Below are 16,526 nucleotides of genomic sequence, written 5' to 3' on the forward strand. Positions count from 1 at the left end.
TCCGACCGAGCGATGCAAATCGTTCTGCGTACCCAGCATTCAAGATCTAAGACATCGACCGGATATCGTCCACAACGCGAGATGAAATCCAAAATGGTCAACATTTACTTTGTCTTGGCCGACCTGCCCTGCCTCAATCAACCGAAATGAATTCGCAGGATGAGACCAGACCCGAAACGCGGCATTTCGTGCCCTTCCGTAAGACAAACCGGCTGGTGGCGCAAACTGGCGTGGAATGATGCGGCGGGCCTTGACAATTTTCCGACGAACAGTTTAGCTGAACAAAATTGCATATCAAAGATAAATTGTTCACGGGGAGGTGCCTGGTGAACAAGAGTAAGCCGGCGACGCAACGCCGGATTGCTGATGGAGGAGACAAAAATGGCTGTGAGCAACGGTGCAAGCGACTTGAAGGCCGGCCCGGGCACGCCAACCGCGGCGGGCGCGAAGCTCTCGACCCTGTTCGCCGGAACCATGGGGCCGTTGATCGGACTGGTTCTTCTGTGCCTTGCGCTGTCGCTGACCACCGACACATTCCTGACCGTGCGCAACATTCTCAATGTCCTCGACCAGGTCACCGTGCTCGGCATCATGGCGATCGGCATGACGCTGGTCATCCTGATCGGCGGCATCGATCTGTCCGTCGGCTCCGTGTTAGCGCTCGCCGCCATGGTGATGGGCTTCGTCGCCCATCCCGACCACCTTAACCTCGGCATGCCCGCCGGCATCGTCACGGCACTTGTCGTTGCTGGACTTTGCGGGCTGGTTTCAGGCCTGCTCGTGACCGTAACCAAGCTGCCGCCCTTCATCGCCACGCTGGCCATGATGTCCGTGGCGCGCGGTCTCGCCAACATGATCACCGACGGCTCGCAGATTATCGGCTTTCCCGACTGGTTCACCAGCCTGTCGATCATCCGCCATTTCGGCTTCCTGTCGGTCACCGTCGGGCTGATGATCGTGCTGGCCATCATCTTCGCGATCTTCCTGAACTATCGCGCGACCGGCCGCAGCCTCTACGCGATCGGCGGCAGCGCCGAGGTCGCCCGGCTGTCCGGCATACCGGTCAAGTCGCTGACCAACTGGGTTTACGCGATCTGCGGCGTGCTGGCCGGGCTCGCCGGCATTGTCCTTGCAGCGCGGCTCGATTCCGTCCAGCCGAGCTCCGGCTTCGGCTACGAGCTTGACACGATCGCGGCGGTGGTGATCGGCGGCGCCAGCCTGTCGGGCGGCGTTGGCTCGATCGGCGGCACCGCGATCGGCGTGCTCATCATCGGCGTGCTGCGCAACGGGCTGAACCTGCTCGGCGTGTCGCCTTTCATCCAGCAGGTGGTGATCGGCGTGGTGATCGCGCTGGCGGTGGCCACGGATACATGGCGGCGTAGAGCGCAATGAAGAGCGGGGCGCAATGAGATTCACCCGGGTGTCCGGGCGAAAACGGATCGGTGATCCGAACTGGGAGTTGTTCGGCCAAGGGCGCGGTGATGCGCGGCGGAACAGATTTGAACATCAACGGAGGAAACACATGCTGACCAAACGTTCATTGCTGCTTGCTGCCGCAGCCGTCATTCCGCTGCTCGGACTGTCCGACATGGCATCGGCCAAGGAGGCCAAGAAGCTTGGCCTTGCCGTCGCCAATCTGCAGGCCGACTTCTTCAACCAGATCAAGCAGTCAGTCGAAGCCTACGGTAAGGAAAAGGGCATCGAAATCATCACCGTCGACGCCAAGGGCGATTCAGCGACCCAGGTCAGCCAGGTGCAGGACCTGATCACGCAGAACATCGATGCGCTGATCTATATCCCGGCCGGCGCCACCGCCGCCACCGTGCCGACCAAGACGGCCAAAGCTGCCGGCATCCCGGTCATCAACGTCGACCGCAATGCCGAGGGCGCGCCGGGCGACACCTTCATCGCCACCAACAGCGTGGCATCAGCCAAGGCGGTTTGCGACTACATCGCCAAGCAGGCCGGCGGCAAAGGCGAGCTGATCATCATCCATGGCCAGAAAGGCACGACGCCGGAGGTCGACCGCTCGAAGGGTTGCGGCGAAGCACTGAGCGCCTATCCCGACATCAAGGTGGTCGGCGAGCTGTGGAGCGAAGGCTGGCATCAGGACGAAGGCTTCAAGCTGACCCAGGATCTCTTACAGTCGCATCCAGACGTGTCGATCGTCATCGGCCAGGCCGATGCGCTGGCGCTCGGTGCCGCGCAGGCGGTCAAGGTAGCGAATCCCGGTCATAAGGTCTGGGTTGCCGGCTTCGACGGCGACGTGGCGGCGCTCAAGGCATTGAAAGGCGGCGTCTTCGACGTGACCGCGACGCAGCAGACACAAGGCATGGGCCGGCTTGCCGTCGATGCGGCGATCAAGCTGGTGGCCGGCGAAACCGTTCCCGCAGAACAGCTGCAGGACGCGACGCTGACCACCAAGGACAATGTCGATCAGTTCATCGCCAAGCATCCCTGACAATCGGTAGCGGAACGATGTCCTCGGATCCCAGCCATACGCAGACCCCGCATCTGGGGCTCTTCGTCAGCGGCCTCTGCAAGAGCTATGGACCGGTCCAGGTCCTGGCCGATGCGAGCTTCGAGGTGCGGCCGGGTGAGGTCGTGGCGCTGCTTGGTGAAAATGGCGCCGGCAAGTCCACCGTTTCGAACATCATCGCCGGGTCGACCAAACCCGATGCCGGCACCATCACATGGCGGGGGAAACCCTATTCCCCCGTCTCTCCCGCCGCGGCGATCGATGCCGGCGTCGGCATGATCCACCAGGAATTGAAGCTGCTGCCGGACCTGTCGGTGGCCGAGAACGTCTATGTCGGGCGGCTGCTGATGCGCGGCGGCCGCATCGACCGCGCAGCGATGAATGCGCAAGCATCGGCGCAACTGAGGCGCCTCGGCCTCGATGTCTCGCCGGAGCGCAAGGTGCGCACGCTGCGCATCGCCGCCCAGCAGCAGGTCGAGATCGCAAAAGCGCTGACGCTCAATGCCGAGCTTCTGATCTTCGACGAACCGACAGCAGCGCTTGGCAGCGAAGAAACGGAACTCCTGTTCCAGCAGATCCGCAAGCTCAAGGCGGAAGGCATGTCCTTCATCTATATCAGCCACCGGCTGGACGAGATCGCTGAGATCGCCGACCGCGTGGTGGTGATGCGCGACGGGCGCATCGTCGCCCGGCACGAGCGCGCCGACATTCCGGTGCGCACCGTGGTCGAGCAGATGGTCGGCCGCAGCGTCGAACGGATGTTTCCGCCGCTCTCTGAACCGGGCAGCAAGATGTTGCTCGAAGTCGAGAACCTATCCTCGCCGGAACGCAGCTTCAACAATGTCAGCTTTTCGGTGCGGGCCGGCGAAATCCTCGGCATCGCCGGGTTGATCGGCGCCGGCCGCACAGAGTTGGTGCGGGCGATTGCCGGCGCCGATCCGATTTCGTCCGGCTCGGTGCGCGTCGCCGGCAAACCGGTGCATCTCAATGGCCCAGCGGCGGCGATCAAGGCCGGCGTCGTGCTGGTGCCGGAAGACCGCAAGGCGCAAGGCGTGGTGCTCGACCAGACCATCGGCGAGAATCTGGCGATCGGCAATTTCGACCATGTCGCGCCGAATGGCTGGGTGTTTCCGAGGGCGGTGCAGAAATTCGCCGAGGCAGGCATCTCCAGGCTCGGCGTCAAGGGCCGGCCGAACCAGGCGATCAGCAAGCTTTCCGGCGGCAATCAGCAGAAGGTGATCATCGCCAAATGGATTTCACGGCCGCCCAAGGTGTTCATCCTGGACGAGCCGACACGCGGCATCGATGTCGGGGCGCGTGCGGCGATCTATGACGTCATCGCCGACCTCGCCCGCTCCGGCATGGCGGTGGTGGTGGTGAGCTCCGACCTCGAGGAAGTGCTCGGCCTGTCGCATCGCGTGCTGGTGCTGAGCCGTGGCCGCCAGCGCGGCATTCTCGACCGCAGCGAGGCCAGCAACGTTGCCGTCATGGAACTTGCCACGAGCTAAGGCGTAACCGGGAATCGGAACAAAGCGCAGCAGGTGATATCCTCCCAAGCACCGGACCGCGCGGGGCGCCAGCTAGGACTGGCGCCCCTTCATTCCCTAGGCAGCACCGGCGGCTCAACAGGAAACATTTCGATGAAACTCTTCGATCTTCATGGGGACGTTGCTCTCGTCACCGGCGCCGGCAGCGGCATCGGGCAAGCAATCGCCATCGGCCTGGCCGAGGCCGGCGCCGACATTGCCTGTTTCGGTCATGCCTCAAAGGGCGGGCTGGAGGAGACTGCGCACAGGATCTCGCAGCTCGGCCGCAAGGCACTGGTGCTGACCGGCACCGTGACTTCAGAGGCCGATCTCGCGGCGGCGGTCGAGCGCACGGAGAAGGAACTCGGTGCGCTAACCATCGCCGTCAACAATGCCGGCATTGCCGGAGCCGAACCGGCGGAGACGCTGTCGCTGGAGAAATGGCAGAAGCTTTATGATGTCAATGTCAGCGGCGTGTTCCTGTCCTGTCAGGCCGAAGCGCGCACGATGCTGACGCGCGCCAAGGGTTCGATCATCAACATCGCCTCGATGTCGGGCTCGATCGTCAACCGGGGCCTGACCCAGGCGCATTACAATTCGTCGAAGGCCGCCGTCATCCACATGTCCAGGAGTCTCGCCATGGAATGGGCCGATCGCGGCCTGCGCGTCAACGTCGTCAGCCCCGGCTACACGCTGACGCCGATGAACAAGCGGCCGGAGGTTGCCGAACAGGTCAGGATCTTCGAGCGCGATACCCCGATGGGGCGCATGGCGGCGCCGGAAGAGATGGTCGGCCCGACCGTGTTCCTGGCCAGCCGCGCTTCTAGTTTCGTCACCGGCATCGACCTGATCGTCGATGGCGGCTTCGTCTGCTGGTAGGAGAGAAAATGCAGAAGCGATTTGAAGGTAAGACGGCGGTCATCACAGGCGCCAGCGGCGGCATCGGTGCGGCAATGGCCAGGCGCTTCGCGGCGGAAGGTGCTGCGGTCGTCGTCAGCGCTATCGACCAGCGCGTCGAAGAGGTCGCCGCTGCCCTCAAGGCGGAAGGCGCCAAGGTCGCATCGCTGCGCATGGACGTGACCAAAAAGGACGAGGTCGCTGCCCTCTACGATCTCGCCGAAGAGCAGTTCGGCCGCGTCGACATCTCGGTGCAGAATGCCGGCGTCATCACCATCGCCCGGATCGAGGCGATGACCGAGGCCGAATGGGACAAGGTGATGGCGGTCAACACCAAGGGCGTATTCCTGTGCTGCCAGGAGGCGATCGCGCGCATCCGCAAGCATGGCGATGGCGGACGCCTGATCAACACCGCCTCCGGCCAGGCGCGGCAGGGTTTTATCTACACGCCGCATTATGCCGCGTCGAAATTCGGCGTCGTCGGCATCACCCAGAGCCTGGCCAAGGAAGTGGCCAAGGAGAAGATCACCGTCAACGCAATCTGCCCCGGCATCATCGACACCGACATGTGGGCCTACAACGACGCTGCGTGGGGCAAGCTGATGGGCAATTACAAGCCCGGCGAGCTGATGGCCGAATGGGTAAAGAATATCCCGATGGGCCGTGCCGGCAGCGGCGAGGATGTTTCCGGTCTGGTCAGCTTTCTGGCCAGCAACGACGCCGCCTACATCACCGGCCAGACCATCAATGTCGATGGCGGCCTGATCATGTCGTGAGGATAGTCGGACGGCAGTGCGCCGTTCGAATTTCATGGTCGGCACGGCGTTAGTCGTTGCGCGACATGAACGTTGGTATATATAATTTCATCCCATGAAAATGGCGTCGGTGACCGCCGGCAGCCGACATCATGGGACCTTGATGGCTCGCAAGCTTGAGGGCGCCGCAAGACCGGCGATCGATCCGCGGATCACTGCTTCGGCAGCTCGGCAGTCATGACGCGACCCGTCCCGCACGACATCCTTATCGAATTGGGCACTATTTCCTCCGCGCCGACAGTAATGTCGTGCCATTGGGTCTTGCGCAACGACCGGCTTTGCCAACACAATCAAAAAAAGACGCCAGAAGGGAACGAACGATAACTTCCACCAGAGCTTGACAGGAGAACAAGCATGCCACTGCGGAGTATGATTTCCAGACTATCAATGGGAGCCTTAACACTTGCCGCGGCAAGTGTGCTGACGCCTTCGGCCCAGGCTGCGGCGCCGGAATCCAACGACCCGATCAAGATCGCGCTGTTCGACTGGACCAGCGTCAATCTCAACGCGAAGATCCTCGGCGGCATTCTTGAAAAGCTTGGCTACACGGTCGAGTACCCGACTGCCGATTATCTCTCCAGCCTGACCACCGGACTTACCAATGGCGATCTCGCTGTCGCCATGGAATTCTGGGACACGACGGCCGGCGAAGCCATGAAGGCGTCGGATGCGACCGGGCAGACCGAACGCCTGGGCAAACTCGGGCCCAAGGCCAAGGAAGAATGGTGGTATCCCGAATATATGAAGGAGAAATGCCCGGGCCTGCCGAACTGGGAGGCGCTGAAGGACCCGAAATGCGCCGAGGCCTTTTCCACGGCGGAAACCGCGCCGAAGGGGCGCTATCTCGGCGGTCCCGTGACATGGGAAGGCTTTGACGACGAACGCGTCGAGGCGCTGAAACTGCCCTTCACCGTCATCCATGCCGGCACCGATGCGGCGATGTTCGCCGAACTGGATTCGGCCTATCAGCGCAAGGCGCCAATCATGCTGTGGGTTTATTCGCCGCATTGGGCACCGGCTAAATACAAGGGCGAATGGGTCGAATTCCCCGACCATACGGCGGAGTGCTATACCGATCCGAAATGGGGCACGAACCCGGACGCCAAATATGACTGCGGCAAGCCGCATGGCGAGATCTGGAAATATTCCTGGGCGGGCATGAAGGACAAATGGCCGGTCGCCTACAAGGTCGCGAAAAACTACACGGTCGACACCGACGAGCTCAACAAGATGAGCGGCGAGATCGACCTCGAAGGCAAGACGCCGGAAGACGTCGCCGCCGCCTGGATCGCCGCCCATGAAGCCGACTGGAAAGCCTGGGCGCAGTGATCGTTCCAACTGGAAACTGCGAGACCCGGTCATTCATGGCCGGGTCTCTATCCCATATTCCAGAAGGACGACTGCATGGCCGATACGACTGAACAGGTGCCGCAAGCGGCGGGCACGCCAAGGGATGCCCGCCCGATAAAACTTGCCTGCCGCAACGTCTGGAAACTGTTCGGCGCGAACGCGGCCAATTTCATCCGCCAGCGCAACGGCGCAGCCAGCATGGCGGACGTCGCTGCGGCCGGGCTGGTCGGGGCGGTGCGCGCCGTCGACCTCGAAATCCGCCAGGGCGAGATCTTCATCATCATGGGGCTTTCGGGCTCGGGCAAGTCGACGCTGGTGCGCTGCATGTCGCGACTGGTCGAGCCGACGCATGGCAAGGTCGAGTTCGAGGGCAAGGATCTGCTGAAGATCTCCGATGCCGCGCTGATCGAATTGCGGCGCCACCGGATGGGAATGGTGTTCCAGAATTTCGCCCTGCTGCCGCATCTGAACGTGCTGGAGAACATCGCCTTTCCCCTGGGCATTCAGGGGCAGGATCGGCCTACGCGCGAGAAACGCGCGCGGGAAGTGATCGAGCTTGTTGGCCTGCGCGGCCGTGAGCATTTCTATCCGCGCGAGCTTTCCGGTGGCCAGCAGCAGCGTGTCGGCATCGCCCGCAGTCTCGCCACCAAGCCGGAGATCTGGTTTCTCGACGAGCCGTTCTCGGCACTCGATCCGCTGATCCGCCGCGAGATGCAGGACGAGCTGATGCGGCTGCAGACCATGCTGCACAAGACCATCGTCTTCATCACCCATGATTTCGACGAGGCCATCCGGCTGGCCGACCGCATCGCCATCATGAAGGACGGCGAGGTCATCCAGATCGGCACGCCGGAAGAGCTGGTGGTCAATCCGGCGACGGACTATGTCGCCGAATTCACCCGCGACGTCGACCGCGCCAAGGTGATCTCGGCGCGAAGCCTGATGCGCGCCTGCGACGGCACCGAGCATGGCGGCGCGGTTACGCCGGATGCCAAGATATCAAGTTTTTCGGCCGACATCGTCTCGGCCGGCAAGCCGTTCGCAGTGGTCAACGGCACCGGCAAGCCGATCGGCGAGGTCACGCCGCAAGCGGTGATCGATCTTCTGGCCGGCATCGATCGTCATGGGGCCGGCGCATGACGGTGACTGCAAGCGCCAGCGCAGCGAGACCCCGGCCGGTTCAGACCTGGCTGGTTATCTGGGCCTGCGCGCTTGCCGCCGTGCTCATCGTGTTCCTGCTGCAGAACAGGCTGTCCTGGGCCGTCAACTATCCGGCCGATGCAGTCGTTCCCGTTGCCGACTGGGTCAGCGTGTTGATGAACTGGCTGAAGCGGAATCTCGTCTGGCTGACGCGGTCGATCACCGCGGCGCTCAACGTGCCGCTCGATTTCGCTCTCAATCTTTTGGCCAAGAATTTCAAGATCGGCCATGGCGCGGATATGGTCGTTCTGCCGCGCCTGTCATGGGCTGGCGTCTGCATCGCTGCATTCCTGGCCGGACGCGCCGCCGGTGGCTGGAAGCTCGGCGCGCTGGTCGGCGGCTGTTTTCTCTACATTGCGCTGTTCGGCCAATGGACCAGCGCCATGCTGACGCTGGGGCTGATCTCCATCGCCGTGCCGTTCTGCATCGTCACCGGATTGTTCGTCGGCATCTGGGCGTGGCGCAAGCCATGGGCGGAGAGGCTGTTGATCTCCCCTGCCCTTGATCTGATGCAGACCATCCCGACCTTCGCCTATCTGATCCCGATGCTGCTTTTGTTCGGCAACAGCCCGGTTTCGGCGATGATCGCGACGGCCATTTTCGCGACGCCGCCAATGGTGCGCGCGACAATGCTGGGACTGTCGCGGGTGCCGTCCGAAATCGACGATTTCAGCGAGATGGCCGGCTGCACGGCGCGCCAGAAACTGTGGCGCGTGCTTTTGCCGTCGGCGCGTCCAACGCTGATGGTCGGCGTCAATCAGGTCATCATGCTGGCGCTCAATATGGTGATCATCGCTTCGATGATCGGCGCCGGCGGCCTCGGTTACGACGTGCTGCTGGCGCTCAGGGCGCTGAAGGTCGGCGAGGCGATGGAAGCCGGCCTCGCCATCGTGGCGCTGGCGATCGCGCTCGACCGGCTGAGCCAGGCGATAGCGCGCAATCACGCGCAGGGCCATGTCTATCAGGAGGTGAGCCCGAGCTTTTGGCGGCGCTACCCCAATCTGACGCTGGCCATCGCAGTCCTTGCGGTCACGACGCTGCTTGGCCTGTTCGTGCCGGCCTTCGCCGCGGTGCCGAAGGCGATCACCTTCACCACCGCACCCCTGTGGAAGACGGCGGTGAGCTGGATCACGATCAACTTCTTCGACACGATCGAGGCGTTCCGCGTGGTGCTCATCCTCAATGTGTTGAACCCGGTGCGCGCCTTCTGCGAGGGCTTTCCATGGCTGGGCGCGGTGTTCCTGCTCGGCCTTGCCGGCTACCAGCTCGGCGGCCTTCGCCTCGCCGCCCTCGTCGCCGCGCTGACCGTGTTCTGCGCGGTGACCGGCCTCTGGGAAAAAACCATGGCGACGGTCTACCTCTGCGGCATCTCGGCCTTCATCGCTTGCCTGATCGGCATCCCGATCGGGCTGATGGCATCACGCAGCGACCGTGTCGAGAAGATCGTCACGCCTGTTATCGACACGCTGCAGGTGCTGCCGTCGTTCTGCTTCATCATCCCGGTGGTGATGCTGTTTCGTGTCGGCGACGTGACGGCGATGATCGCCACCGTCGCCTTCGCCGTGGTGCCGGCCATCCGCTACACCAATCACGGCCTTAGGCAGGTGCCACCGGCACTGATCGAGGCGGCAAAGGTTTCGGGCTGCACCAAGCGCCAGACGTTCCTGCGGGTACAACTGCCGCTGGCGTTGCCCGAGATCATGCTCGGCGTCAACCAGACGATCCTGATGGCGCTGGCGATGATCATCATCTGCGCCATGGTCGGCACGCGCGACCTCGGCCAGGAGGTGTTCATCGCGCTCTCCAAGGCCGATTCCGGCCGCGGCATTGTCGCTGGCCTCGCCATCGCCTTCATCGGCATCGTCACCGACCGGCTGTTCAACGCCTGGACGGCGAAGGCACGGGCAAGGCTGGGATAGCCGGAATAGAGGGCGCGCGCTGCGAAACGTCGGCTTCCAGAAGCTGCCCTTGCCAAGCTGATCGCAAAAATGTCAGCTCTGGGGCTGATAGCGGACTGACAGGTTCCGTCATTGGGATAGAGGATAGCGGACGTCTGACTGTGGAGCTGAGGTCTACAATTGGCAAGTCTCAACGTCCGGACTACTTGCCGCTCCTATGTGCTCCGATATTGCTCGGGCCGTCAGGCAGCAGGCCGAACTTCACTCGAAGGACCAAGTCTTCGAGTAACTGGCCAGTCTTGGTACAGAACTCGTTGATGTCGAACTAGCTGACATAGTCCGACAAGTAATGTCGATGGCGGCCGGCAGCACACAACGAGCAGACGTTGTCTGAGCTAATGTGACGTACTAAATCGTCATCGGGGATTGGTCAGGCTGGCTCTTAGACGGCAGCAACACGCCCATAGAAGAAGGCTCACTACGGAAGCAATCGACGCGCATGCGCCGACCGTGCTGCTCACAAGGAACCAGCCTAATGACGTACGACTTCTCCGCGCTATCTTATGCGGATTTCGAGGACCTCTCGCGCGATCTCATCGGCAAGGAGCTCGGCATTCGTTTCGAGGCGTTTGCGCCCGGCCCCGATGGCGGGATGGACGGCCGTCACGCTGCCGGAGGTTTCAAAACGGTGTTGCAGTCCAAACATTATGCGGGCACCCGCTGGAGCGGGCTCAAGAAGGCGATGAAAAAGGAGCGCGCGTCGATCGACCGCCTCACGCCGAACCGGTACATCCTAACCACTTCCTGCCCGCTTTCACCTGAGAACAAGGCCGAGCTTGCGGGCATCATCGGGCCGGGGCTCAAGAGCGAGGACGATATCTTTGGCCCTGGCGACCTGAATAGCCTTCTGCGCAAACACCCCGATATCGTGAAGTCGCACATCAAGCTATGGCTGTCGGGTACGGCAGTGCTCGAGCGCGTCCTGCATGCCGCACTGCACAGCTTCAACGACATCACCAGGGACGAAATCGTAGAGAAGGTACGGGTGTACGCGCCAAATCCTAGCTTCAACGCGGCGCAGGACATTCTGGAGAAGCAGCACGTCCTAATCATCTCGGGACCGCCCGGAGTCGGCAAGACGACGCTGGCCGAGATGCTCTGCTATGCGCATCTCGGTGACGGCTGGGAACTGAAGGCTATCCGGCAACTCGACGACGGCCTGACCACAATTACCGATAAGAAGAAGCAGATTTTCTATTTCGATGACTTCCTTGGGCGGGTCGCGCTAGATAAGAATGCGCTTTCAAAAATGGATTCCCACCTTGCGCGCTTCATTACGCGCGTGCGCAAATCGCCGAACGCGCGTTTCATCCTTACCACGCGCGCGCCTATCTTTGAGGAAGCGAAACGGCATTCCGAGCATCTGGCTGACCGGCAGCTCGATATCAGCCGGTACCTACTCGATGTCGGAGTGTACACTCGGCGGATCAAGGCGCGGATTCTCTACAATCACCTGCTCGTCACCGGCACGCCGCAGACGCACATCAACACGCTGATCGACAGCGGAAAGATCGCGTCGATCGTCGACCACAAGAACTACTCGCCGCGCCTGATCGCCCTGATGACCGAAGGGGCGCGTGTGGCCGACTATACCGCAGAGGACTACCCGGCCGTCTTTCTAGCGGCGCTCGATAATCCCACGCAGCTATGGGACATACCGTTCCGCAAGCATATCCCCACGACCTGCCGCCACTTGCTTATGACGCTCTTTTTCTGCAGCGAGTTCGGAGTGCAGATCGAGAGGCTGCGCGCGGCCTATGCATCGTACCACCGTGTCCTCTCGGATCACTATGGCGCGTCGCAGGATCCAAAGGATTTCGAGGAATCGCTTAAGATTCTCGAAGGCGGTTTCATCAAGATCGTCGGTACGATGGTGAGCTTCGTGAATCCCTCGGTGCGCGACTATCTCCAGAGTTACCTCGACGATTACACGTTGCTTACCCTCGCAGCGCAGGCATCAGTGCAAAGCGAGTGGGCACAAAGAGTTTGGGAGCATGGCACGCGCCTGGCTACGGCGCGAACGCGACCGATGCCAGCCGGGCGCGCCGCACTAGCCCGCGCCTTCCTTCCAATCGCCCGCGCGTTTCTGACGCTTCCGGTATGGCTCAAGATCCAGACGAGCGCCCATAGCGTGACCTACGCTCCGACTGGCCTGTCCAATGTGGAACGTGTCGAGTTAATGATCGACTGGTGGTATGCGAGCGCCGACGACAACTTTCTGCCGATCATCAGTACACTGGCGGGCAATCCCGTAGATGGTTGGGATGCATGGCGAGACGCAGACAATCTGCTCATCCTTGTCGGAAAGCTAAGGGGCACTGGATACTTCGATGAGCTGCCTCAGGCAGCCGAACTTGCCGACATTCTTGAGGAGGGCGCCGCCAACATGATCGACGGGAATTCGCTCACTTCGGAGGATCTGGACAAGTTGTCCGACGCCTACGAGGAGTGGAGGTATTACCTTGGCCCTGTGATCAAAGAAGCCATCGCATCCGGGATCCGTCGCGAGTTCGAAGAGATTGACAAGGTACTGCGCGATATGGACTCGGAGTCGACCGTGGATGAGCATATCGAGGTCCTAGAGAAGCTGGGCAAGCGCACCGGCATCTCTGAGGAGGCTATCAAACGCGCCAGTGAGAAGGCCTGGGAGCGCAAGATCGAGATCGAGAGCGACAGCACGGCGGCCCCCTCCTCGTCAGTCAGGAGCCGCGATACGCAGATCGCTGACGCATTCGACGATGCGGCGCTGCAAACACTATTTGCGCCGTTGCGTCGTGCCTGAAGGGCCGGGGCCTCCTCTATAGGCGCCCCAGCCATTGGTCCCTTGAGGAAGATCATGCCATCGAAAACACCGAGGATCGTGGAATTCGTTGGGGGGCCGCACGCGGAACGTCGCACTTCGGATAACTGACGCAGATAGCCGACCTGCGCATCCAGCGTTGTCCCGACCGCTTTGCGTCCGGTTATTTGGCTAGCAGGGCGAGCTGATTGAGCCGGCAAGAGCTATTTTGTGTCCATGAGCTTGCTGACATGCTCTTTCGTCAACGACGTGTCCGCCTTGGCCTTCCTGAAGAAGTTGCGCAAGATACGGTACTTGATGCCGATCTCTGAAACCACTTGGTCGATGTCAGAGAGCTCCTCCTCCTTTTTGGCACGTCCAACGATAGTGACGACGGCGGAGCGGTAGTATTCGGCAAGGTTGAGGATCACTGATTCTAGATAACTGGGCATCAGGCCGGCGTGAACCAACTGGTTGCGGGCACGGTAGACCCTGTGGATCTGCCAGCGGACACGGTTGTAATGGTCGTCCATCGTACCATTCACGGCCCCGATGTTCTTGTAGTCGCGCTGGAGCTTGTAGACCCGATGGAGCGCCAGCGGATTGTCGCTCAGCAAGCCGCACAATCTCTTCTGATATTCCACGTTCTCTTCGAGGAATACCAGCTCGGCAAAGGCGTCCTGGCCGTGTGCCTCGGTTTCCATCTCGCGGGTGATCTTATTGAGCCGGTTGCGGTATCGCGGAAGCAGCTCGTTATAGACAGCGATGACTTGGCGCCGCGTATGGCGCATAACAATGCAGGGCACGATAAGTTTTGCGTAGTGAACGATACGGGCCACCTCGCGCGGTTCGCTCAACAACACCTCGATCGCGGACCAAAGCGAGATAAGCCGGTTTTCCGGGTTGAACGATGTCCTTGCCAACGCAGCGGTCCGGATGGAGCTGAGTAGCCTTTCGGTCGACGTTTCGTCGAAATTCCGGGCAATGTCAGCGGCATAGTTGCTTATCGTGCGGGCGCGGGTGACTCGCAGGTTCTTCTTGAGCGGAAGCGGCCGAGGCTTGTTCTCCAGAAAGTCGGTCTTGGTAATGGCCTCGCCCGATTTGGCGCGATGGAGTGTGATGTGCATAGTGTCACCCCACTCGCAGTGCATTCCGTATGGGTCCAGGAAGGAAATAGCGCGCTGGGCACTGAGGAATTGATAGGCAGAATCCATAGCGGCTTCGGGGTCGAGGGTGTCCGCCGTCCACTCGAACACCCAGGCCAGAACATCCTTGTTGGTGTTCTCGTCCAGCGTGGGCTCACAAGCGCTTCCGGCAACCCGCTGAAAGGCATTGAAGTCCAGGCCTCTCAGGTAGTTGCCGAGGTCGCGGGTCACGCCGACACGTACGATGTACCGGCGGTTCTTGCCGTCGAACTTGCTCAGGAACTTTTCCAGGGTTTTGCGGCCCATTCGCACAACGGTCTTCTCGAAGAAGGTTTCATCTACGACGTGACGGATGTGATTGCGCTCGTAGCCAAGGTTCAGGAGATGGGAGCAATAGAAGCCAACCAGCTTGCGGTAATCCATCCTCTGCCTCGGCTGATCAAACAATTCCAGCAACAGTCGCTCAAGAGTCGCCTTGTATTTGTCGGCAATCAGCTTCTCGATCAGCCACAGGTGAGATGCGAAATCATCCAGTGAAAAGCTCGTGCCGAGCAGAGTGATAAGCGACTCTATCTCGTCGGCCGCAAGGCTCCGCACTGCGGGATCCTTCGCAAAAGACCACTTCATTTCCTCGATAACAGGGTCAAGGACGGCACGCGGCACCCGCTGGTCCTCTACATCGGCAATCAGATCAAGGGCCTCATCAACGCGGGCTGTTGTATCCAGCGAATAAACACGGAAGCTCTCAAAGGTCGTTGGCGTCAGCATCTCGCTCATGAGTTGAGCGAACATCAAGATGCCGCGACTACCATCTGTATCGGGCCACTTTTCTTTCGGAAGACGCGCGACTCAGTCCCCAACCGCCCTTGGGAGAGTATTAACGGACAATATCTCCATCAAGTATACGAAATAGTTGGCTCAGCCAGCCAAGCAGGTCGCCGAATGCGAAGAAACCGCACTGGTCGTCGGGTGCCGGAGGTGCCGTGGTTGACTCAGCTCGGGGAATAGCAATTTTGACGGCAGCACTTCTTTGGTGCCGCGATGACTCTAGTATGGCACGGATCCAATGTCTGCTTATGGAATGTGGCGAAACCGGTCGCAACGGCTGAGTTTGGGCGCACAGCAGTCGTTCATCAGGTGTGCCGAGAATAACTGGAACGGGGTCAGAAACTCCCGGTCGTAGAGCTGCTTATGCTCGAATAGCCGCTCCCTTGCTCCGGACGCACGCCAAGCGGCCTGTCATATCCGACTATCTTCTGCAAGGCAGGCGTCTTTGCCGCCGCCCCACCTTCGTCTTGCCCAAAATGCATCCCAAGCTGGCTTCATGCTGAAGCGCCCCACCGTGATTCTAGCCTTCCTCCTCATTCTATCCGTCGCTGCTCACGGTGCGGATGGCCTGGAGAAGCGGCTTGAAAAGCTCTTTGATGAGGCCGAGCGCCTGACGCCGCTGCGCACGGTCGCCATCGCGCATGAGGGCGCGGTGGTCGCGGAGCGTGGCTATCGCGGCCACTCTCCGGCACGTCCGGCCAACATAAAATCCGCCTCCAAGTCGATCATCTCCGCACTCGTCGGCATCGCCATCGACAAGGGCATGCTCCAAGGCACTGACCAGAAGATCGCTCCGCTTCTTCAGGCCGACCTGCCCGCCGACGTGGATCCGCGGCTCCAGCAGGTTACGATCGGTCATCTGCTTTCCATGCAAGCAGGGCTGGGTCGGACCTCCGGCCCAAACTACGGGCGCTGGGTGGCAAGCGACAACTGGGTGCGGGCAGCGCTCGCCATGCCCTTCGACGACGAACCGGGCGGTACCATGCTCTATTCCACCGGCTCGACCCATCTCCTTTCGGCGATCCTGACGCGCCGGACCGGCCGCTCAACGCTCGAACTGGCGCGCGAATGGCTGGGGCCGCAGGAGGGCTTTTCAATCGCCGCCTGGGACCGGGACCCGCAGGGCATCTACCTCGGCGGCAACCAGATGGCCATGAGCCCGCGCTCGCTGCTCGCCTTTGGCGAGCTCTACCGCAATGGCGGGATGAGCCGCGGCGGACGGCAGCTCGTGCCGGCCGATTGGATCAAGCTCTCCTGGCAGCCACGCACCGCTTCCCGTTTCACCGGTGACGGTTATGGCTATGGTTGGTTCATCCGTCAGATCGCAGGCGAAGCGGTCTTCTACGGGTGGGGGTATGGCGGGCAGATGATCTATGTTGTGCCCGGGCGCGCGCTGACCGTGGTCATGACTTCCGATGAAAATGGACCCGCCGGCCGCAGCGGCCACCGCGACGATCTCCATGCCCTGCTCGAGCGGATCATTGAGGCGACGAAAGACGTGCGCGAGGCTCGCAGCAACTAATATCTCTGCACAAGGATTTGAAGGGCT

General features: G+C 61.3%; 11 protein-coding genes. 10 read left to right on the plus strand and 1 reads right to left on the minus strand.

Translation table 11 applies throughout. The annotated features are described in order from the left end of the window. Positions 1 to 381: 381 nt before the first annotated feature. The 9 genes from ABID19_RS04625 to ABID19_RS04665 all read left to right on the plus strand — a co-directional run bounded on the left by ABID19_RS04625 (position 382) and on the right by ABID19_RS04665 (position 13,007). Positions 382 to 1,392, plus strand: coding sequence for an ABC transporter permease (locus ABID19_RS04625; protein ID WP_354488377.1), 1,011 nt, complete (start codon positions 382 to 384; stop codon positions 1,390 to 1,392). A 130-nt stretch (positions 1,393 to 1,522) separates the two neighbouring features. After that, positions 1,523 to 2,461, plus strand: coding sequence for a sugar ABC transporter substrate-binding protein (locus ABID19_RS04630; protein ID WP_354488379.1), 939 nt, complete (start codon positions 1,523 to 1,525; stop codon positions 2,459 to 2,461). Between the two features lie 17 nt (positions 2,462 to 2,478). Continuing rightward, on the plus strand, positions 2,479 to 3,987 hold the full coding sequence (locus ABID19_RS04635; RefSeq protein ID WP_354488381.1) for a sugar ABC transporter ATP-binding protein: 1,509 nt from the start codon (positions 2,479 to 2,481) through the stop codon (positions 3,985 to 3,987). Between the two features lie 132 nt (positions 3,988 to 4,119). Further along, positions 4,120 to 4,884, plus strand: coding sequence for an SDR family oxidoreductase (locus ABID19_RS04640; protein ID WP_354488382.1), 765 nt, complete (start codon positions 4,120 to 4,122; stop codon positions 4,882 to 4,884). Between the two features lie 8 nt (positions 4,885 to 4,892). Beyond that, positions 4,893 to 5,678, plus strand: coding sequence for an SDR family oxidoreductase (locus tag ABID19_RS04645; protein ID WP_354488383.1), 786 nt, complete (start codon positions 4,893 to 4,895; stop codon positions 5,676 to 5,678). 393 nt (positions 5,679 to 6,071) lie between these two features. Beyond that, the gene (locus ABID19_RS04650) at positions 6,072 to 7,046 is read left to right on the plus strand and encodes an ABC transporter substrate-binding protein (protein WP_354488385.1); all 975 of its coding nucleotides are present in this window, start codon (positions 6,072 to 6,074) and stop codon (positions 7,044 to 7,046) included. 75 nt (positions 7,047 to 7,121) lie between these two features. Further along, positions 7,122 to 8,207, plus strand: coding sequence for a quaternary amine ABC transporter ATP-binding protein (locus ABID19_RS04655; protein ID WP_352937745.1), 1,086 nt, complete (start codon positions 7,122 to 7,124; stop codon positions 8,205 to 8,207). Beyond that, complete coding sequence (locus ABID19_RS04660) at positions 8,204 to 10,186, plus strand: ABC transporter permease (RefSeq protein WP_354488387.1); 1,983 nt, start codon at positions 8,204 to 8,206, stop codon at positions 10,184 to 10,186. The genes ABID19_RS04655 and ABID19_RS04660 overlap by 4 nt, the downstream gene beginning before the upstream one ends. 514 nt (positions 10,187 to 10,700) lie before the next feature. After that, positions 10,701 to 13,007, plus strand: a complete 2,307-nt coding sequence (locus ABID19_RS04665) for an nSTAND3 domain-containing NTPase (protein WP_354488389.1) — start codon at positions 10,701 to 10,703, stop codon at positions 13,005 to 13,007. Between the two features lie 221 nt (positions 13,008 to 13,228). On the opposite strand, the gene ABID19_RS04670 is transcribed toward ABID19_RS04665, so the two are convergent. Then, positions 13,229 to 14,926 (minus strand): hypothetical protein, encoded by a 1,698-nt coding sequence (locus ABID19_RS04670; protein ID WP_354488391.1) that lies wholly within the window; start codon positions 14,924 to 14,926, stop codon positions 13,229 to 13,231. Between the two features lie 547 nt (positions 14,927 to 15,473). Here ABID19_RS04670 and ABID19_RS04675 point away from each other — a divergent pair. Then, positions 15,474 to 16,499, plus strand: a complete 1,026-nt coding sequence (locus ABID19_RS04675) for a serine hydrolase domain-containing protein (RefSeq protein WP_354488392.1) — start codon at positions 15,474 to 15,476, stop codon at positions 16,497 to 16,499. The last annotated feature ends 27 nt before the right edge of the window (positions 16,500 to 16,526 follow it).

Origin of the sequence: Mesorhizobium robiniae, assembly GCF_040545535.1 — a bacterium.
Classification (GTDB): Bacteria; Pseudomonadota; Alphaproteobacteria; order Rhizobiales; family Rhizobiaceae; genus Mesorhizobium; species Mesorhizobium robiniae.